Raw genomic sequence first — 20,604 nt, forward strand, 5'->3', positions numbered from 1 at the left:
TTAAGCGTATTGTATATAAGGGTATGGTATAATGAGGAAAATCTTTTGCTGGAGGGTACTTGAATGGATGCATTGGATATCCTAACGGATCTTGAAAATGTCATTCCTTATTTTCAACCAATTTTTAGTGCAGATGAGCAGCGTGTCATTGGGTATGAGGTTTTAGGCAGATATCAGTCAGAAGGTAACATCGTCAGCTTAGGCAATTTTTTTCTTGATGATCAAATTCCAGAGGAATATAAGTATGAGGTTGATCTTTTGCTCGTTCAAAAGGCTTTAGAACTTGTATTAAAGCTTGAAGATGATATTAGTATCTTTTTGAATCGAGATGCCGATTTACTCATGTACGGGCATGGAGAGCCATTTTTACAAGAACTTTTGGCTTTTGAAAAAAGAGGATTGAATTTAAAGAGGATTGTCCTAGAAATTTCTGAAGGAAATTATAAAGGTGATTTTGGTCAATTGGATCACTTATTACAATACTACCGGACATATGGTATAAAAATTGCCATTGCAAGTATTGATAGTGATACCAATTATTTTGAACGAATTGGTCAGCTTAATCCTGAAATTATAAAAATTAATTTACAGCCATTAAAATCAAATGCAGCGGCTGCAAGCTTTACGGATTTATTATTTTCTCTGTCATTATTAGCAAGAAAGGTTGGAGCGACATTACTTTTTGAAAATATAGAAATGAGTTATCAGCTTCAATTCGCTTGGAAAAATGGAGGGAGATATTACCAGGGGTACTATCTCCACCCTCCTGCAGAGATGTTTATCGAGCGTGACATACTTAAAGAGCGTCTTAAGGGAAAATTCCATGAATTTATCACGTATGAGAAAAAGAAGCTCGAAGCACTTTATTCGGCAGCAGAATATTTTCAAGATAAGATTCAAGATATTTTAGTGAGGAATAAAAAGGCAAAGTATGAAGAGTTAATATCTTTGATTGTAAAAGAAATGGATCAAATTGCATTCCGGATGTATGTTTGTGATGAGGATGGCTTTCAAATATCCTCAAATATTTTTAAAGGGGAAAGCGGCTGGTACTCCCAACAGGAATATATTCAAAAGAATTGGAGCTGGCGTCCATACTTTTTAGAAAATATTATTAAAATGAGAAATGATCGTAAAGGAATATTGTCTGATCTATATAGCGATATTGAAACAGGGGAGACGATTCGGACATTCTCCATTCCTATAAGTGGAAATGACTATTTGTTTATCGACATCTCGTATCAATATTTATTTGACAATGATCAATTGTTATAACGAATAGAGTATAGGAAAGGTCATTGAGTGGGAATTTAATAATAACCTTATTAAAGGAGAAAATCGCTCATGAATCTATTTGTTAATGCACTTTCGATTGCTATTGTTGGAATTCTTGCGGGTTCGCTTATCTATACATTATCTGTTGGAAGACAACAAAAGGCTGTTGAAGGAGAAATAGATACACAGATCCCTAAACCAGTACAAAAACATGTTTATTTAGGCAATCCGATTTTTTTGGCTTGGGGTATATTTTTTGCATTGCTTCTATTCATCATTCTTTTTGTTGCTATGACTTTTTTACGATAGGCCTCAATTGAGGTCTATTTTTTATACAATTTTCTTAGAAACACGCAAAAAGGCATATAAGGAATTTGGGGTTTTATGTCTATTGCTGGTGGTTTTTTGCGATTTATTTTTAAGATTTTTAAGAATATTTGTTGATAAAATGAATAGAACGAATGCTTTTTACTGAATAGGGGGAAAAAGGAAATGAAGAAAATGTTATTTTTACTATTCGTAGTTCTATTATTAATACCCTTGTCTCCAAATGCAAATATGAAACTAAACACGAAAACTGAGGTGTTCAGCCTGTTACAGGAAGCATTTGAAACTCAGATTTCTTTAAGTGAAAAGACTAGGACAAAAAAAGAAATAATCGAATTATTAGATCCTTATTTTTCAAAAGTCTATCAAGAATTATTTTGGAATGAAAATATTTTTGAAGAAGAAGGGGAATTTGTTACATATGGCTCGGATTTTGCACAATATTATATTCCCTTTTTTCAATATTCAAATAAAACTAAAGTAGTCATTTCTTCTGACCGTATTTATGTTTTTGAATTTTTCCCTGCGTCGACAGATGGTCCTGTTGGTTATGACGAACATTTTGAGGGGGTATTATTAAACAAGGTTAACGGTGGGTGGAAAGTGGACCAATTTTTATATAATAATATTCCTGATTCTGTCTTGGAGAAAGCATTTTGAGCGATTTGAAAAAAAAAGACCCATTTTTTTCATTTTTATTTGGACAAATGCTGTCTGTTATTTTATTCTTTTACTATTGGCATAAAAACCTGCGGATAATATTCTGGAAAAAATCCATCAGGATAGAAATATGCTAAAAGAGAAACATAACAGTAGAAAGTTTGCTTGTGTTTGAAAGGAGACGGAGCATATGTCACAGCTTCAAGGAATACTAACCCGGTTAAAAAACCTTCAGGAACAGTCTAGTGGAGGTGAACCGGCACAACGCTATTTCGAAGTAAATGGCGAAAGAAAGTGTCAGGTAACATTTCATCCGAAAACAGAAACATTTGAATTAGAAATATATAATGAAAAGGAAAAACCAAAGCGTTATCAATTTGATAATGTAGACATGATTACCATTGAAATATTTGATCTAATTCAATAGGGGCCGGCAACGGTTCCTATCTTTTTTCTGTTGTTTTAAAAGGCCGCATTTTAACGTTTTCATAAAAAAACCCAGTTTTCCGAAAACTATGGTAGAATATACATGTGGTATAACAAACATTGAGGAGTTTTCGGCGATGATAAGTCTTCACAGTGGAGAATTTTTAGAGATAGATATTCGAAAATTAATGATTCCATCCGAGCGAGTTGCTCATGTACAAGTTGGAAATAATCTTGAACATGCATTATTGGTCTTAACAAAAAGTGGCTATACAGCCATACCCGTACTAGATCCGAATTATAAATTACATGGTTTAATTAGTACTCCAATTATTATGGATTCCATACTCGGACTTGAAAGAATCGAATTCGAACAACTTGAAAAAAAAAGAGTAGAAGAGGTAATGATGGTTTCTGTTCCACGAGTAAAGGTAACGGCTTCCATAAGAACTTGTCTTAGGCTCTTAGTAAATCACCCTTTTCTATGTGTTGATACAGAGGAAGGGTATTTTGAAGGGATATTACCAAGAAGTACAGTGTTAATGCAGTTAAATTTAGACGTAAACAAGATGAATAAGAGTGATAAATAGGCTCCCAGAAGGGGGCTGTATTATTTTCTATTTGAGGTGTAAAAATGGGTGATCCAATTTCCAAATCAAAAAGAGGGAAGACAAAAAGACCCCTTGTGTTAGCAGCAGTAATGCTCGCTATGTTTATGGGAGCAATTGAAGCCACAATTGTTTCTACCGCAATGCCTGCCATTGTTGCTGACTTAGGAGGATTTACTCTTTACAGTTGGGTTTTTTCTGCGTACCTTTTAATGAACGCGGTAACAGTCCTTATTTATGGTAAATTATCTGACTTATTTGGCAGAAAACCTATTCTTTTTTTTGGGATTATCGTCTTTCTAATTGGATCTATTCTTTGCGGCTTTGCAACATCGATGGAAGCCCTAATTATCTTTCGTTTAATCCAGGGGTTTGGTGCTGGAGCAGTTACGCCAATTGCTACCACTATTGTGGGCGATATCTACACCGCTGAGGAAAGAGCAAAAGTTCAAGGGTATCTTGCAAGTGTATGGGGGATTTCCGCTGTTACGGGACCAGCAGTTGGTGGATTACTCGTTCAGTACGTAAGCTGGCATTATGTTTTTTGGATTAACATTCCACTTGGAATTCTTTCTCTCATTGCTTTAGGATTATTCCTGCATGAAAATGTTGAAAAGAAAAAACATGAGATTGATTACATAGGGGCATTTTTAATAATGGTATCGGTTTCCACTTTAATGTTCTTGCTAGTTGAAGGCGGAGGCAGATGGTCATGGTTCTCTTGGCAGGTATTAGGCTTGATTGTCCTGTTTTTAGTGACAATTACTTTGTTTGTTTTTCATGAAGGGCGAGCCAAAGAACCTGTTATGCCATTTGAAATCTGGAAGGAACGATCTATATTTGTTGCCAATGTGACATCGTTAACGACTGGAATAATGTTAATCGGGATTTCAAGCTTTCTTCCTACTTTTGTGCAAGGGGTAATGGAACAAACCCCAATAGTTGCAGGATTTACATTAACAGCCATGTCCATTGGCTGGCCGATAGCGTCAACATTTTCTGGGAAAATGCTAAACTCTATTGGATATCGTAAAACTTCTTTGATTGGAGGAGCAGCCTTACTCATTGGAAGCTTTGTATTTGTAACCATGAATGCCTCTTCAGGCCCATTGTGGGCAGCCTTAGGCTCCTTTATTGTTGGTATAGGGATGGGATTAACGTCTACTGCTTTTATCGTTTCCATACAGAGTACGGTAAGCTGGCAGCAAAGGGGAATCGCAACTGCTGCCAATATGTTCATGAGAAATCTAGGAAATACAATAGGAGCAGCTTTGCTTGGAGGAATTCTTAATAATCGATTAGGTATCTTTCTAAGGGAGCATGCAAATAAATCAGAAGAACCATTAACTGTTGATTCTGCAACTCTTTTATTAAAAGAAAATGAGCAGTCAAATTTATCAGAATCAGCGCGGGAACTCCTTCAGGAAGGGCTTACTCAATCCTTGCATTGGGTATATTATGTGGTATTATTCTTTGCACTTATTAGTTTACTTTTGATAAGCTTTATCCCTAAAAGAAAACCAGGCTCTGCAGCTTAAGCTGCAGGGCTATTTTTTATTATAAGTTTAGCTTTTTAATGAAATGATTTAATTTTCTATATATAATAGTAAAGCGCGGCATCTTACTAAAGAATAAAAGGTGGATGGTTTTGTCCTCAATATCTGAATATCAATTATTATCCGTTTTGGCTCAAGAAATGAATATGCGTAAAGCTTCAGAGAGGCTATTTGTTTCACAGCCTGCGCTGTCTCAGCGCTTACAAACAATAGAGAAGGAGTGGGGAACGAAATTATTTATCCGCTCTCAAAAAGGATTATCACTTACTCCCGCTGGAGAGCATGTCATCCAATTTGTTAATGAGGTACTGGTTAAGGAAGAAAAGGTACGTGAAACGATTAACTCATTACAATCCGGTGTATTTGGTACATTAAAAATAGCTGTCGCTTCAATAGTAGGTCAAAATTGGCTGCCGCCAGTGTTAAAAAAGTATAGTAATACTTATCCTCAAGCAAAAATTTCATTAATTACTGGTTGGAGCAGTGAAATACTGAAAAGTCTATATGAAGATCAAGTACATATCGGTATTATAAGGGGAATGCCAGATTGGAAAGGGGTAAAAATTAAACTATTCAGTGATCCACTTTATTTGGTTGATCGAGACATCACCAGACCTGAACAGTTATTAGAAACTGATAGGCCTTTTATCCAATTTAAGAGTGATTCAAATTATTATCAGGAAATTCAAGATTGGTGGATGCGGCAATTCAAAGCTTCACCTAAAAGAACAATCGTTGTCGATCAAATTGAAACATGTAAACAATTAACCTTTAATGGTTTAGGGTATTCTATCTTGCCTGGAATAACTTTAAATAGCACTGAAAAGGAAATTTATAAAGTTCCTTTACTTGATGAAAATGGTGAATCACTCAAACGTGATACATGGTTATTAGCGTATGAATCTTCTTTTCAACTAAAACAGGTGCAGGCTTTTGTGGATTTAATTAAAGAATATTGCGGTCAAAGCGGCAAATGATTATGTTTATTTTTCTTGTTTTCAATACTTTTGTTTGGTAAAGTAATTTTAATTATATTTGGGGGTTTTACCATGAAAATGATGGATGCCAATGAAATTATTTCTTTTATTCAAAACAGCAAGAAATCAACGCCAGTAAAGGTGTATGTAAAAGGAGATTTGGAAGGTATCAATTTTGGAAGCAATTCTAAAACATTTATAAACGGTAATACCGGTGTCGTGTTTGGAGAATGGTCTGACATTAATCCAGCCTTAGAATCAAACCAAGCAAAAATTGAAGATTATGTAGTTGAAAATGATCGTCGAAATTCTGCGATTCCATTATTAAATACGAAAAATATTAATGCCCGTATTGAGCCAGGTGTTACAATTCGTGACCAAGTAGAAATTGGTGATAATGCTGTTATCATGATGGGTGCTGTTATTAATATTGGAGCAGTTATTGGTGAAAAAACAATGATTGATATGGGGGTTGTTCTTGGCGGCAGAGCGACTGTAGGTAAGAATTGTCATATTGGTGCCGGTACAGTTTTGGCTGGTGTTATTGAACCACCATCCGCACAGCCTGTCATTATCGAAGATGATGTTTTAATTGGTGCAAATGCCGTGGTGCTAGAGGGTGTTAGAGTAGGGAAAGGTTCTGTAGTTGCTGCAGGTGCGGTTGTTACTAAAGATGTAGCGCCGTATACAGTGGTAGCGGGAACCCCGGCGAAAAAAATTAAAGATATTGATGAAAAAACAAAATCAAAAACAGAAATTATGCAAGAACTTCGCCAACTATAGAACTAAACAATAAACAATTAGAGAGCGTGGAATTTTTCCACGCTTTCTTTCTAGTACTGTCCAGCTCCACTAGAGTAAACTTCGGAAGCGTTACTTCGCACGAAAGAAAAGCGTTAGCTTTTATGAGGAGCGCCCTAGCGGCTAGTGTCCTTCGCTCTCCGCGAGTAAAAATCCCTTCAGGATTTTTACCTACCTACGATAAGTCAACATCGAATGCGCCAAATCTGCTCCTGCGCCATAGCAAATTCAGAGTAGCGGCTGTTCAGCTCGTCGCAAAGCTGCAATGAAGTAATTCAAGTAGCGGCTTGGCTCTTCGTGTTTCCTTTATCTCAGTTGGAGCGCTCTAGGCAATACGCCGCTGACCAGGGCGCTTGCGATTTCTAATTAAGGAGTGAAAAATGTGAACCCTTTTATAAAAATCAGACGTGATTTGCATCTTATCCCAGAATTAGGATTTCAAGAATATAAAACCCAAGCTTATTTATTATCCTACATAGAAACCTTATCACAAGAGAGAATAGCTATTAGAAAATGGAGAACAGGACTATTTGTAAAAGTTCATGGTACAAATCCAAGGAAAACAATCGGCTATCGAGCAGATATTGATGGTCTACCCATTGTTGAAGAAACAGGATTGGAATTCTCTTCCACTCATATGGACCAAATGCATGCCTGTGGACACGACTTTCATATGAGTATCGCGCTGGGAGTACTAACCTATTTTGTTCAAAACCCAATTGAAGATGACATTTTGTTTATTTTTCAACCAGCTGAGGAGGGACCAGGTGGTGCTGAGCCAATGCTGAAATCTGATACCATGCAGGAATGGAAGCCGGATGTTATTTTTGCTCTACACATCGCACCTGAATACCCTGTAGGATCGATTGCATTAAGAGAAGGGCTATTATTTGCGAATACCTCAGAACTGTTTATCGATTTGAAAGGAAAAGGGGGCCATGCAGCCTATCCACATCTAACGAATGATATGGTGATAGCTGCCTGTTCGCTTGTGAGTCAGCTGCAAACGATCATATCTCGTAATATAAATCCATTAGACAGTGCGGTCATTACCATTGGCAAAATCGCTAGTGGGACTGTTCAAAATATTATTGCTGAAAAGGCTAGGCTCGAAGGAACTATTCGAACTCTTTCCGATGAGGCAATGGATCATGTTAAACATCGAATTGATGCTGTGGTAAAAGGGATTGAGACAGGCTTTGAATGTGAGGCGGTAATTGATTACGGTGCGATGTATCACCAGGTATACAATAATGAGGAAATTACGCGGGATTTCATTCATTACATCAAAAAAAATACATCTGTTAATGTGATTGAATGCAAGGAAGCAATGACTGGAGAGGATTTCGGATACATGCTGAAGGAGATTCCAGGCTTAATGTTTTGGCTTGGAGTAGATTCGAAATACGGACTTCACCATTCAAAGTTAAATCCGAATGAAGACGCGATTAAAGTTGCCATCGACATTCTGTCTAGTTATATAACATATCAAGGTAATCGTTAATTTTTAAAAAAAGGGGGTTAAAAGATGGAACTACTTGAGCCAATGCCAGATTTAACTGGTGCAGAGAAATGGTTAAATGGAGAAGTTAAAAGAGAGGATTTAGTTGGTGATAAACCGACTCTTATTCATTTCTGGTCAGTCAGCTGTTACTTGTGTAAAGTAGCCATGGCACAGGTTAACCAGTTCCGTGACCATTATAAAGATGAATTAAATGTGGTTGCCGTTCATATGCCAAGATCCGAAGAAGACTTAGATATCGCTCAAATCAAAGCTGTTGCTGCGGAACATGGTATAAATCAGCCTATTTTTGTTGATAGTGAACATAAATTAGCAGCGGTATTTGACAACCAATACGTTCCTGCTTATTATCTATTTGATCACGCTGGAAAACTCAGGCATTTCCAAGCGGGCGCCAGAGGGTTGAATATGCTGGATAAAAGAGTAAACCGCATATTAGAAGAATTAGAAAAGACTTTTTAGGCAGATTTTACGAGATTGTTCGTTCATCACGAGCAGTCTTTTTTAATGGCTCTTTCTAAACCTTTGGCAAGAAACAGACTTTTTATTCTTTTTTGTAACCATCTGAAATTATTACCGTCGGTATTAATAATAGACAAAAAGGGGGTTTGCTTTATGAAAAAAGTACTACTTTTTTTTATTCCGATTATGCTGACTCTTTCCCTGGCTGCCTGCAGTTCAAGCAGTAAGAGTGATGAGGCGAAGATAAGTAGTGACAATACTGCAGAATTTGATTCGGTACAGGATAATAAAGTGGAAAAGTCAGAATCATTAGCGTTGGATAATAACGCAGCACAAGACCAAACTTTATCAGCAGAGATAGACGTCCCTAATCAAATGGTGATCTATCAAGCCGATTTACAACTACGTGTGAAGAAGTTTGAAAAAACGTTGGAAAGTCTTGAAGCACAGGTAGAGAAATATGGTGGTTATATCGCTGAATCTAGTGTATCTAAGGATGGAGTAGAACAAGTAAGCGGGAGAATCAGTGTTCGCATTCCCCAGCAGAACTTCCAGTCATTTTTGCATGACGCCGAAGGTCTGGCTGCAGAGGTTTTACAAAGAAACATTTCTGGCACTGATGTAACCGAAGAATATGTGGATCTTGAGTCTAGATTAAAATCTAAAAGGGTCGTGGAAGAACGATTAACGTCTTTTATGGAAGCTGCGCAGAAAACAGAAGACCTTTTGAAGATTTCAGCTGATCTTGCTGCAGTTCAGGAGGAAATTGAAACCATACAAGGGCGAATGAAATATTTAGAAAATCAAACTTCACTGTCAACCGTCCATATATCTCTTTATGAAAATAAAGTGATTGTTCCAAATTTAGAAGATGAAGACCTTAAAACTTGGGATAAAACGAAAAAACAATTCATGAAAAGTACAAACCTATTGTTAACAGCTATTTCAGGTTTCATTGTTTTCCTGTTAGGTAATCTACCTATCTTAGGGATGATTGGTGTAATTGCTGTTATCATTTATTTTAATGTAAAGAAAGTAATCAAAAGAAAAGACAAGGAGTAAAACTTGTATATTCAACTATTTTGGATATGCTATGATAAAATTGATTAATGACTTTTGCTGGGGGAGTAATAGTGAAGAAAAATTTTGCAGTAATCGGTTTAGGCAGGTTCGGCGGGAGTATTTGTCGTACTCTTTCCGATGAAGGTTTTGAAGTACTTGCGATTGATAAAAACGAAGAAAGAGTAAACTCATACGCCATGATTGCCTCACATGCAGCTGTTGGTGATACCACCGATGAGGCAGTACTTAAAAGTCTCGGCATTCGAAATTTCGATCATGTAATCGTTGCAATAGGTGAGGATATTCAATCCAGTATTCTAACAACTTTAATTCTAAAGGAGCTTGGTGTAAATCATATCACGGTAAAAGCCCAAAATGATTATCACGAAAAAGTTCTTATGAAAATCGGCGCAGATAAAGTTGTCCATCCGGAACGAGATATGGGAAGAAGAATTGCTCATAATATGTCCTCAAGCAGCGTATTGGATTACCTGGAACTATCTGATGAACATAGTATCGTTGAAATTTTCGCAAATAGTAGGATAAGTGGTCATACCATACTTGATTTAGACATTCGAAAAAAATATGGGCTAAATATTGTTGCGATAAAAAGAGGAATGGATATTATCGTTTCTCCAAAAGCAAATGAAGATATTCGTGCAAACGATGTATTGATCGTAATTGGTGCAGATGAAGACATTGATCGATTTGAGCGGAAAGTAATGCAATAGGAAATATCTTAGCCTATGTCTATAGCGTTAAAGCTTGACAATAAAGAAGAAGCGCCCCATAAAGGCGCTTCTTCTTTACTATACTTCCATAATGATAGGTAAGATCATGGGTCTGCGTTTTGTTTTTTCGTAAAGGAAAGGTGATAATGTATCGGTTATTTCATTTTTTATTTCTGACCATTGGCTCGTTTTACGTTCCATAACTTTATTTAAGTGTTTAGTTATTAAATTTTGAGCGTCGTTTATTAAATCTCCAGATTCTCTCATGTAGACGAATCCTCTTGAGATAAGATCAGGTCCAGAAGCAATTTTGAAATCTTTCATGTTAATGCTTACGACAACAACGACTAATCCCTCTTCTGAAAGAATCCTTCGATCGCGTAAAACAATATTTCCGATGTCGCCAATTCCGCTTCCGTCAATATAAACTGAGCCTGAAGGGATTTTGCCGGCCACTTGCGCACTGTTATCAGATAGCGCTAAAACTTCACCATTATCCATGATAAAACAATTTTCTTCGTTAACGCCACAATCCACTGCTAGTTTAGCATGCATTCTTTGCATTCTATATTCACCATGTATTGGCATAAAGAATTTTGGTTTTATTAAACGAAGCATTAATTTTTGTTCTTCTTGACCACCGTGTCCAGATGTGTGGATGTTACTAAGTTTACCGTGAATAACTTCAGCACCCGCTCTGAATAAACTATTGATTGTTCGATTAACACTAATGGTGTTCCCAGGTATTGGTGAAGAGGAGAAGACTACTGTATCACCAGGGATAATTTGAATTTGTCTATGGGTACCATTCGCAATTCTAGATAAAGCAGCCATTGACTCACCCTGACTACCTGTACATAAAATGGTAACCTTGTCAGCAGGCAGTCGATTAATTTGATTCGCTTCGATAAATGTTTCTTTTGGTGCATTAATGTAGCCAAGTTCCTGACCAATCGTAATCGCCGATTCCATGCTTCTGCCAAAAACAGCTACTTTTCTACCATTCGCTACTGCTGCCTCAACTACTTGCTGCAATCGATAAATATTAGAGGCAAAGGTCGCAAAGATGAGACGGCCAGTAACCTTCCGGAAGATATCATCAATGCTCTCACCAACCAACCGCTCGGACATCGTAAACTCAGGGATTTCGCTATTTGTACTATCAGATAGTAAACACAATACGCCTTCTTTTCCAATTTCAGCCATCTTGGTTAAATTGGCAGGTTCGCCTACTGGAGTAAAATCAAATTTGAAGTCGCCCGTATGGACGATTTGTCCTGGTGGGGTCTTAACAACAATACCGTATGAATCTGGAATACTATGGGTGGTACGGAAAAAGGTAACAGATGTCTTACGGAATTTAATCACATCATCTTCTTGGATCGGAATAAGCTTTGCGTTTCTTAGTAAGCCGTGCTCTTCAAGTTTATTTTTTATAAGTCCTAAAGCAAGTTTTCCGCCATAGATAGGAATATTTACTTCTCTTAGCAAATAAGGAATACCGCCAATATGGTCCTCATGTCCATGGGTAATAAACAATCCCTTAATTTTATCTTCATTTTTTACTAAATAGGTGTAATCAGGGATAACGTAATCAATCCCTAGGAGCTCATCCTCTGGGAATTTTATTCCTGCGTCAATCAGAATAATTTCATCCTGAAATTGCACAGCATATGTGTTTTTACCAATTTCACCCAAACCGCCTAAAGCAAAAACTGCCGTTTGGTCATTTTTTACAAATTTCATAAATTATCAAATCTCCAATACTTTATAATCTTCATTTTGTTGCTCGTATTCTAAATATGCTCCTGTTACTGCTTGTACAAATTCAACGTTATAGCCACGGTCATTTATTTTTTTTCTAACATCCCTTACAGATTCTCCTTCCACAAAAAGAACCTTTGTTTTTTCTCTTACAGGAACTTCCTTGTTTGTTTCCTGAAAATAAACTTTAAATACCATAATTCATTCGCTCCTTAATCGATCATGACTTTTTCTATTATATAAAATAATTACATTTTTTTCATTTAAATTCACTTTTCACCTAGAAAGTAAACACTTGGAACTATAGAAAAAATATGTAAAAAATACACTGATAATCAATTTACAATAAGGAAGGAGCCCTTCGCAAGTTTGAAGGGCTCGAAAAAAGTGTTGTTAGGCAATCGATTTTTTTCGTAATAAATCTTTCCACTGTTTTAAAAGCTTCTTTCTTAGCTTCTTTAACATAGTGGATCATCTCCTTACTTACTATTTTAAACGATCCTTGTCCAATGTAAAGCAAGCCATGTAGATTTATTAAAGATTTTTTTAAAAATAAGCTTTTTATACTGATATTATATGGTATAAACAAGAATTCTATCATGGATAAACATGGAAGAAGTGTGAAAGTTTAATAAATTGACATTTATTCCTGTTATGTTAGTGTTTATTTGAGAAAATTATTGAATAGTGAAATAAATGATAAAACCGTAAAGAGGAGTTAGAATTATTATGAAGAAAATAGTTTTTTTTGATATAGATGGAACTTTGCTTGACCATGAAAAACAACTCCCAGCAAGTACAAAAAAGGCAATTCGTATATTAAAGGAGAATGGTGTGTTCGTCGCAATTGCAACTGGAAGAGCACCTTTCATGTTCTTAAATTTGAAGAAAGAATTAGATGTTGATTCTTTTGTAAGTTTTAATGGTCAATATGTAGTATTCGAAAATGAAGCGATTTATAGAAATCCGTTAAATCAATCAGAGTTAAACAAATTCCTCCATGTTACGAATGCTAATGATCATCCCTTAATATTTATGAACGAATCCACGATGAAGGCGACGACTGAATACCATTCTTATATTGAAACAAGTTTGGGGAGCCTTTTATTTCCCCATCCGGAGGAAGATGCATCTTTTTATATCGATAAGGAAATATATCAGTCCTTACTTTTCTGCAGCCAAGATGAAGAAAAACAATATTTTGAGAAATTTCCTGAATTTGATTTTATTAGATGGCATCCCTATTCCGTCGATGTATTACCAAAAGGTGGTTCAAAAGCGGAGGGAATAAAGCAAATGATTGATAGGCTGGGGTTTGATTTGAAGGACGTTTATGCATTCGGTGATGGCATGAATGATTTAGAAATGCTGAAAGCCGTTGGAACAGGTGTTGCAATGGGCAATGCGGTTTCTGAGGCAAAAGCACTTGCTGATTTAGTTACTTCTGATGTTTCCCAAAATGGAATTTGGAATGGGTTAAAAGAATTACAGTTAATCTAATGAAAATAGCGGTAGAGCTTAAGAGCTCTACCGCTATTTCTATCGCTCTATTGCGATTGCACCTTCAATTGGTTTGAACGGATCTTGTTTGTTAATATGATCATAAAACATAATTCCGTTTAAATGATCAATTTCATGTTGAAAACAAATTGCTGGAAGTCCTTTTAATCGGAGTTTAACTTCTTCTCCTTCCAAGGAAATGCCTTTTACTGTAATTCGAGCAAATCGTTCCACGAATCCTGGGAAATTTTCATCCACTGAAAGACAGCCTTCTCCTGAAACAAGGTAAGCTTTTTCAATAGAATGACTGACAATTTTTGGATTATATAATGCGTAGCTAATTAAGTTACCTTTGTCATCAAGGAGGTGAACAGCAATCATCCGCTTTGAAACATTAATTTGTGGTGCAGCTAACCCGATTCCAGGACGTAATTTATATTTTGAGGAAAGTTCAGGGTCTTGGCTATTTTGTACATATTCTAAAAGACTTTTTAGGATTTCTCTATCTTCTTCCGATGGCGGCATTGATACTTCTGCTGCTACTTTTCTAAGTGTCGGATGGCCGTCTCGAATGATATCATCCATCATTAACATGATTCCATTCACTCCTGTTTATAAACTAAAGATATTGATACTCAATAGTCTATCAGACTATTCCAGAAAAGTTAATTGGAGAATAATCATTCTTCACAGTTGTTTAAAGATAATTTCAAACAGTTATTGTCAAGAATATAAAGTATAGATATAGTAAGAATTGTAATCAGTTAGGGGGTTGCCACTTGTCTATTAGTAGAATTAGTCTCATCGTTTTATCCGTTTTTGCAGGTGTTTCCTTGTTAACTGGCTGTGTTAAAAAGGAGAGGCCAGCTGAAGAAATGTATCAAGTTTTAGAAAAAGTTGTCGAAGCAGAGAAGGAATTTGAAGAGCAGCAACAGCCACTTGCAGCTTTAGAAAAGCAAGAAAAGGAAATGTATAATCAGATCATGTCTATCGGTTTAAAACAGCATGATGAAATTGTGAAGCTTTCTGAAGAAGCACTTTTAATAAATGAAAAAAGACGAGAACATTTACAAAAAGAAGTCGATAGTATTCAAGCTTCAAAAACGGAATTTAAAGAAGCAGAAGAAATAAAGAGTAAAATAAAAGATACTCAACAAAAGAGAAAAGCTGAAGAATTATTTGAAATTATGACCCTTCGATACAAAGTTCATAACCAACTTTCTCAAGAATATACCCATGCTTTAGAACTAGATAAAGAATTATATATAATGTTAAAAGATAAAAATATAACTTTTGAGAATCTTGAATCTCAGGTAACGGAATTAAATACTACGTATAAAGATGTTTCTGAGGCCAATGAAGAATTTAATAAACTAACTACACAATATAATAAGTTGAAACTAGAGTATTATGAAGAGGCAGGACTTAAACTAGAAAAATGATAGTAAAAATCGGCCTGCAATGGCTGGTTTTTTTTGCAGAAAATCAAAGGTATTTTAATATAACAGAGGAGAGTGGGTAGTGATACAGAAATGATTTATTGATGATAAGTTAATTATATATTCATGTTGTAAAATAATAAAACATAGTATTTGACGAGTTAATGTTGTTGATGTAAACTCAATATGGAATTATTTATTGTACTATTAATTTTTTTAGAAAAAATGGTACAGAACAACAGACTAAAAGGGAATTTTATCCTTCATGTTGTTTTAGGGTTTTGGGTAATCTAATATGAGGAATTTATTTTACATTTTTGTAATGGAAGAAAGGAAGATGTGACGAATGGCTTCTAAAACTCAGAACGCTCAAGTCGATGCTAAGAAAGTACTTGAAGTAGTAGAAGATCAATTTACAACGCTTCAAATTTTAAATGAAGAAGGCGAAGTTGTAAATGAAGCAGCTATGCCAAACATAAGTGATGACCAACTGCAGGAATTAATGCGCCGTATGGTTTATACACGTATTCTAGACCAACGTTCTATTTCGTTAAATCGTCAAGGACGTCTTGGTTTCTATGCACCAACAGCAGGGCAGGAAGCTTCTCAGTTAGCTTCTCAATTTGCTCTTGAAAAAGAAGACTTCATTTTACCTGGATATCGTGATGTGCCACCGATTGTCTGGCATGGTCTTCCTTTATACCAAGCGTTTTTATGGTCCAGAGGACATTTTGAAGGCGGACAAATTCCTGAGGGAGTTAATGTGGCTATTCCACAAATTATTATTGGTGCACAGTACGTTCAAACAGCTGGTGTTGCGCTAGGATTTAAAAAACGTGGAGTTAAGGCTGTTGCGCTTACATATACAGGTGATGGCGGAACTTCTCAAGGTGATTTCTATGAAGGTATGAACTTTGCAGGTGCATACAAAGCACCAGCAATCTTTATTGCTCAAAACAATCGTTTTGCCATTTCAACCCCTGTTGATAAGCAAACTGCTGCTAAAACACTTGCTCAAAAAGCAGTGGCTGCCGGTATCCCTGGTATCCAGGTAGATGGTATGGATCCATTAGCAGTGTATGCAGCAGTTAAAGATGCTCGTGAGCGTGCAATTAACGGTGAAGGACCAACATTTATAGAAACTTTAACATATAGATATGGCCCACATACGATGGCTGGAGATGATCCTACACGTTATCGTACAGCTGAGCTGGATAACGAATGGGAAAAGAAAGATCCGCTTGTACGTTTCCGTAAATTCCTTGAAAAGAAAGGCTTATGGAATGAGGAAAAAGAAAACGAAGTGATCGAACAAGCAAAAGAAGAAATTAAAGAGGCGCTTAAAAAGGCAGATGCTGCTCCTAAGCAAAAGGTAACGGATCTAATGAACATTACGTATACCGACATGCCAGACAGCTTAAAAGAGCAATATGAAATTTATTCAGCAAAGGAGTCGAAGTAAGTCATGGCTCAAATGACAATGATTCAAGCAATTACAGATGCAATGCGTGTGGAATTAAAAAATGATCCCAATGTTTTAGTTTTTGGTGAAGATGTTGGTGTTAACGGCGGTGTTTTCCGTGCAACTGAAGGATTGCAAAATGAATTTGGCGAGGATCGTGTATTTGATACACCTTTAGCAGAATCAGGAATCGGTGGTTTGGCGATAGGTCTAGCCCTGCAAGGCTTCCGTCCCGTTCCAGAAATCCAATTCTTTGGGTTCGTTTATGAAGTAATGGATTCTATTTCCGGACAAGCAGCTCGTCTTCGTTACCGTACGGGCGGGAAATTCAGTGCTCCGATCACATTCCGTTCACCATTCGGAGGAGGCGTACATACACCAGATATGCACGCTGACAGCTTAGAAGGCTTAATGGCACAACAGCCAGGTTTAAAGGTGGTTATACCATCAACACCATACGATGCCAAAGGTCTGCTTATCTCATCTATTCGTGATAATGATCCAGTTATTTTCCTTGAGCATATGAAATTATACCGTTCTTTCCGTCAAGAAGTTCCTGAAGGTGAATATACGATTCCACTTGGGAAAGCTGATGTAAAACGTGAAGGTACAGATATTTCCATCATCACTTACGGTGCAATGGTTCATGAGTCCTTAAAAGCTGCTGAAGAGCTGGAAAAGGAAGGATTCTCTGCTGAAGTTATCGATTTACGTACTGTGAGTCCGATTGACATCGAAACGATTATTGCTTCTGTTGAAAAAACAGGCCGTGCGATTGTTGTTCAAGAAGCACAAAAGCAAGCGGGTGTAGGTGCTAATGTTGTTGCTGAAATTAGCGATCGCGCTATTTTAAGCTTAGAAGCACCGGTTCTTCGTGTAGCAGCACCTGATACGATTTACCCATTCCCACAGGCTGAAGCGGTATGGCTTCCAAACTATAAAGACATTATTGAAACAGCGAAAAAAGTATTAACATTCTAATATAAGTTGGGAAATAGTAGGACTGTTTCCCTCTTATTTCTTATCTAGATCGGTAGAAATTTATGCAAAAATAGGAGGATGAATCCCAGTGAGCGCAACAGCAACCACATTCCAATTTAAAATGCCTGACATTGGTGAAGGTATTCATGAAGGCGAGATTGTTAAATGGTTCATTAAGCCAGGCGATAAAGTCCAGGAAGATGACGTACTTTGCGAAATACAAAATGACAAAGCAGTTGTAGAGATTCCTTCACCTGTTGAAGGTACAGTAACAGAAGTTTTAGTAGCAGAAGGAACAGTTGCAACAGTTGGACAGGTACTAGTAACATTTGATGCTCCAGGTTATGAAAACCTGCAATTCAAAGGTGACGACCATGCTGAGGAAGCACCGAAGCAAGAAGCTCCAGCTGCACCTGCACCAGCAGCTCAAGAAACTCCAGCCACACCACCGCCAGCTCCACCTGCATATGGAATCGGCGTCACAGAACCACAAGGACAAGGAGTAGTAGACCCTAACCGTAAAATTATTGCGATGCCATCTGTTCGTAAATATGCTCGTGATAAAGGTGTGGAAATCACACAAGTTCCAGGTTCTGGTAAAAATGGACGGATCGTGAAAAACGATATTGATGCATTCTTAAGCGGCGGTGCTGCAGTTACGGCACCACAAGCAACAGCAGCTCCAGCGGCACAAGCGGAAGAAGCAGCACCTGCAACTGCCCAAATTCCACAAGGAGAATATCCTGAAACGCGAGAAAAAATGAGTGGAATTCGAAAAGCAATTGCAAAAGCAATGGTTAATTCAAAACATACTGCACCACACGTAACGCTCATGGATGAAGTGGATGTAACCAAACTTGTTACACACCGTAAAAAATTCAAAGAAGTGGCTGCAGCTAAGGGCATTAAGTTAACATTCTTACCATATATCGTAAAAGCATTAACAAGTGCATTACGCGAGTTCCCTGCGCTAAATACATCACTTGATGACGCTACAAGTGAAATTATCCATAAGCATTACTATAATATTGGAATTGCAGCTGACACGGAAAAAGGCTTATTGGTTCCGGTTGTTAAAGATGCTGATCGCAAATCAGTATTCTCAATTTCAAATGAAATCAATGAATTAGCTGGAAAAGCACGTGATGGCAAGCTTGCTCCTAATGAAATGAAGGGTGCGTCTTGCACGATTTCAAATATTGGTTCAGCTGGCGGCCAATGGTTTACACCTGTTATTAACCATCCAGAAGTAGCAATACTTGGTGTAGGAAGAATTGCAGAAAAACCAATCGTACGTGATGGTGAAATTGTTGCAGCTCCTGTATTAGCATTGTCATTAAGTTTTGACCACAGAATGATTGATGGAGCGACAGCTCAAAATGCATTAAATCACATTAAGAGATTATTGAACGATCCAGAACTATTGTTAATGGAGGCGTAACAAATGGTAGTAGGAGATTTTGCAATTGATACAGATACTATAGTCATCGGTGCTGGTCCTGGCGGTTACGTGGCTGCAATTCGTGCAGCCCAGTTAGGTCAAAAGGTGACGATTGTAGAAAAAGAATATATTGGCGGCGTTTGTTTGAATGTAGGTTGTATCCCGTCAAAGGCTGTAATTGCTGCTGGTCATCGTTACGAAGTAGCAAAACACTCCGATTCATTCGGAATTAAAGCTGAAAATGTAACAGTTGATTTCTCAAAGGTTCAAGAATGGAAAGCTGGAATCGTGAAAAAGTTAACTGGTGGCGTAGAAGGCTTATTAAAAGGAAATAAGGTAGAAATCGTTCGTGGTGAAGCATACTTTGTGGACGGGAATTCATTACGAGTAATCGGTGAAAACTCTGCACAAACATACAATTTCAAACATGCGATTATTGCTTCAGGTTCTCGGCCAATCGAGCTGCCAACTTTTAAATACTCAAAACGAATTCTTAATTCAACTGGCGCCCTAAATTTACAAGAACTTCCTGAAAAAATCGTTGTTATTGGCGGCGGTGTTATCGGAATCGAGCTTGGCGGTGCCTATGCAAACTTTGGTACACAAGTAACGATTCTTGAAGGTGCAGATGAGATCTTGGGTCTTGGCGTATTTGAAAAGCAAATGGCTGCACTTGTTAAGAAAACCATGAAGAAAAAAGGCGCTGAATTCTATACAAAGGCTATGGCTAAAGGTGTAGAAGAAACTGAAAATGGTGTTGTTGTCACATTTGAAGTTAAAGGCGAAGAAAAGAAAATTGAGGCTGATTACGTATTTGTTATGGTTGGACGCCGGCCAAATACAGACGAAATGGGTCTTGAACAAGTTGGTGTAAAGCTTACAGATCGTGGAATTATCGAGATTGACAAGCAGTGTCGTACTAGTGTTTCGAATATTTATGCGATCGGTGATGTTGTGGCAGGTCCTCAATTAGCTCACAAAGCATCGTATGAAGGGAAAATCGCTGCGGAGGCGATTGCAGGTCATAATGCTGCTATCGACTACCTAGGTATTCCTGCAGTAGTATTCTCAGATCCAGAACTTGCGAGCGTTGGTTATACTGAAGCGCAAGCAAAAGAAGAAGGAATTGATGCTAGTTCCGCAAAATTCCCATTTGCAGCAAATGGACGTGCTCTTTCACTTGACAGCGCAGATGGTTTTGTTAAATTAGTTTCACGTAAAGAAGATGGAGTCATAATCGGTGCCCAAATTGCTGGTGCAAGCGCATCTGATATGATTGCTGAACTAGGGTTGGCAATTGAAGCTGGAATGACAGTCGAAGATTTAGCATTGACTATCCATGCTCATCCAACATTAGGAGAAATTACCATGGAGGCTGCTGAAGTGGCACTTGGTACTCCTATCCATGTATTGAAATAGAAAAAAAAGTCCTTTCCGTACTTAATTGGAAAGGACTTTTTTTGATGCTGGGTTAAGGCAAATCAACAGCCAAGTTTAAACACAGCCTTTTTTTAAAAAAATAATATATCTACCCATTTTATTCATATATTTAAAACAATGCTAGTTATTAATTTCAAAAATGTTCTTAAGTGGTGATGAATAATGCGGGT

At 37.2% G+C, this 20,604-nt stretch carries 21 protein-coding genes; 18 read left to right on the forward strand and 3 right to left on the reverse strand.

What is annotated here, in order from left to right; genetic code table 11:
- Positions 1-63 precede the first annotated feature (63 nt).
- From AC2TFD_RS08550 to AC2TFD_RS08605, 12 genes are all read left to right on the forward strand, one after another.
- Positions 64-1,275 (forward strand): EAL domain-containing protein, encoded by a 1,212-nt coding sequence (locus AC2TFD_RS08550; protein WP_335518855.1) that lies wholly within the window; start codon positions 64-66, stop codon positions 1,273-1,275.
- A 69-nt stretch (positions 1,276-1,344) separates the two neighbouring features.
- Positions 1,345-1,584, forward strand: a complete 240-nt coding sequence (locus AC2TFD_RS08555) for a hypothetical protein (protein WP_335518858.1) — start codon at positions 1,345-1,347, stop codon at positions 1,582-1,584.
- Positions 1,585-1,767: 183 nt separating this feature from the next.
- Complete coding sequence (locus tag AC2TFD_RS08560) at positions 1,768-2,262, forward strand: DUF3993 domain-containing protein (RefSeq protein ID WP_484675437.1); 495 nt, start codon at positions 1,768-1,770, stop codon at positions 2,260-2,262.
- A 190-nt stretch (positions 2,263-2,452) separates the two neighbouring features.
- Positions 2,453-2,689, forward strand: coding sequence for a YkuJ family protein (locus tag AC2TFD_RS08565; protein WP_263328189.1), 237 nt, complete (start codon positions 2,453-2,455; stop codon positions 2,687-2,689).
- Between the two features lie 136 nt (positions 2,690-2,825).
- Complete coding sequence (gene cbpB / locus AC2TFD_RS08570; RefSeq protein ID WP_484675438.1) at positions 2,826-3,278, forward strand: cyclic-di-AMP-binding protein CbpB; 453 nt, start codon at positions 2,826-2,828, stop codon at positions 3,276-3,278.
- A 44-nt stretch (positions 3,279-3,322) separates the two neighbouring features.
- Positions 3,323-4,834 (forward strand): MDR family MFS transporter, encoded by a 1,512-nt coding sequence (locus tag AC2TFD_RS08575; RefSeq protein WP_484675439.1) that lies wholly within the window; start codon positions 3,323-3,325, stop codon positions 4,832-4,834.
- A 110-nt stretch (positions 4,835-4,944) separates the two neighbouring features.
- On the forward strand, positions 4,945-5,829 hold the full coding sequence (gene ccpC / locus AC2TFD_RS08580) for a transcriptional regulator CcpC (protein WP_335518829.1): 885 nt from the start codon (positions 4,945-4,947) through the stop codon (positions 5,827-5,829).
- A gap of 72 nt (positions 5,830-5,901) precedes the next feature.
- Positions 5,902-6,612, forward strand: a complete 711-nt coding sequence (gene dapD, locus AC2TFD_RS08585) for a 2,3,4,5-tetrahydropyridine-2,6-dicarboxylate N-acetyltransferase (RefSeq protein ID WP_335518828.1) — start codon at positions 5,902-5,904, stop codon at positions 6,610-6,612.
- Positions 6,613-7,003: 391 nt separating this feature from the next.
- Complete coding sequence (locus tag AC2TFD_RS08590) at positions 7,004-8,134, forward strand: N-acetyldiaminopimelate deacetylase (RefSeq protein WP_335510241.1); 1,131 nt, start codon at positions 7,004-7,006, stop codon at positions 8,132-8,134.
- Positions 8,135-8,158: 24 nt separating this feature from the next.
- Positions 8,159-8,614, forward strand: coding sequence for a TlpA disulfide reductase family protein (locus AC2TFD_RS08595; protein WP_484675440.1), 456 nt, complete (start codon positions 8,159-8,161; stop codon positions 8,612-8,614).
- 153 nt (positions 8,615-8,767) lie between these two features.
- Entirely contained in the window at positions 8,768-9,676 is a 909-nt protein-coding gene (locus AC2TFD_RS08600; protein WP_335567515.1) for a DUF4349 domain-containing protein, read from the forward strand.
- 71 nt (positions 9,677-9,747) lie between these two features.
- Positions 9,748-10,407 carry a potassium channel family protein gene (locus tag AC2TFD_RS08605; RefSeq protein ID WP_335510247.1) on the forward strand — a complete coding sequence of 220 codons (660 nt, stop codon included), beginning with the start codon at positions 9,748-9,750 and terminating at the stop codon, positions 10,405-10,407.
- A 78-nt stretch (positions 10,408-10,485) separates the two neighbouring features.
- On the opposite strand, the gene rnjA is transcribed toward AC2TFD_RS08605, so the two are convergent.
- Together rnjA and AC2TFD_RS08615 are read right to left on the reverse strand one after the other, a co-directional pair.
- Positions 10,486-12,153 (reverse strand): ribonuclease J1, encoded by a 1,668-nt coding sequence (rnjA, locus tag AC2TFD_RS08610; protein WP_335510248.1) that lies wholly within the window; start codon positions 12,151-12,153, stop codon positions 10,486-10,488.
- Between the two features lie 6 nt (positions 12,154-12,159).
- Positions 12,160-12,369 carry a DNA-dependent RNA polymerase subunit epsilon gene (locus AC2TFD_RS08615; RefSeq protein WP_335510250.1) on the reverse strand — a complete coding sequence of 70 codons (210 nt, stop codon included), beginning with the start codon at positions 12,367-12,369 and terminating at the stop codon, positions 12,160-12,162.
- Between the two features lie 531 nt (positions 12,370-12,900).
- Here AC2TFD_RS08615 and AC2TFD_RS08620 point away from each other — a divergent pair.
- Positions 12,901-13,671 carry a Cof-type HAD-IIB family hydrolase gene (locus tag AC2TFD_RS08620; RefSeq protein ID WP_335567514.1) on the forward strand — a complete coding sequence of 257 codons (771 nt, stop codon included), beginning with the start codon at positions 12,901-12,903 and terminating at the stop codon, positions 13,669-13,671.
- 39 nt (positions 13,672-13,710) lie between these two features.
- On the opposite strand, the gene def is transcribed toward AC2TFD_RS08620, so the two are convergent.
- Positions 13,711-14,265: a peptide deformylase gene (gene def, locus AC2TFD_RS08625; protein ID WP_484675441.1), complete on the reverse strand. Its 555-nt coding sequence runs from the start codon at positions 14,263-14,265 to the stop codon at positions 13,711-13,713.
- A 185-nt stretch (positions 14,266-14,450) separates the two neighbouring features.
- On the opposite strand from def, the gene AC2TFD_RS08630 reads away from it, so the two are divergent.
- The 5 genes from AC2TFD_RS08630 (at position 14,451) to lpdA (ending at position 20,413) form a co-directional block, all read left to right on the forward strand.
- Positions 14,451-15,113 (forward strand): YkyA family protein, encoded by a 663-nt coding sequence (locus tag AC2TFD_RS08630; RefSeq protein ID WP_484675442.1) that lies wholly within the window; start codon positions 14,451-14,453, stop codon positions 15,111-15,113.
- 343 nt (positions 15,114-15,456) lie between these two features.
- The gene (pdhA, locus tag AC2TFD_RS08635; RefSeq protein ID WP_335510131.1) at positions 15,457-16,572 is read left to right on the forward strand and encodes a pyruvate dehydrogenase (acetyl-transferring) E1 component subunit alpha; all 1,116 of its coding nucleotides are present in this window, start codon (positions 15,457-15,459) and stop codon (positions 16,570-16,572) included.
- Between the two features lie 3 nt (positions 16,573-16,575).
- On the forward strand, positions 16,576-17,553 hold the full coding sequence (locus AC2TFD_RS08640) for an alpha-ketoacid dehydrogenase subunit beta (RefSeq protein ID WP_484675443.1): 978 nt from the start codon (positions 16,576-16,578) through the stop codon (positions 17,551-17,553).
- A gap of 121 nt (positions 17,554-17,674) precedes the next feature.
- Complete coding sequence (locus AC2TFD_RS08645; RefSeq protein ID WP_484676285.1) at positions 17,675-18,994, forward strand: dihydrolipoamide acetyltransferase family protein; 1,320 nt, start codon at positions 17,675-17,677, stop codon at positions 18,992-18,994.
- 3 nt (positions 18,995-18,997) lie between these two features.
- Positions 18,998-20,413 carry a dihydrolipoyl dehydrogenase gene (gene lpdA, locus AC2TFD_RS08650; protein ID WP_335510135.1) on the forward strand — a complete coding sequence of 472 codons (1,416 nt, stop codon included), beginning with the start codon at positions 18,998-19,000 and terminating at the stop codon, positions 20,411-20,413.
- Positions 20,414-20,604: the final 191 nt, after the last annotated feature.

Source organism: Neobacillus sp. plas4, assembly GCF_057221695.1.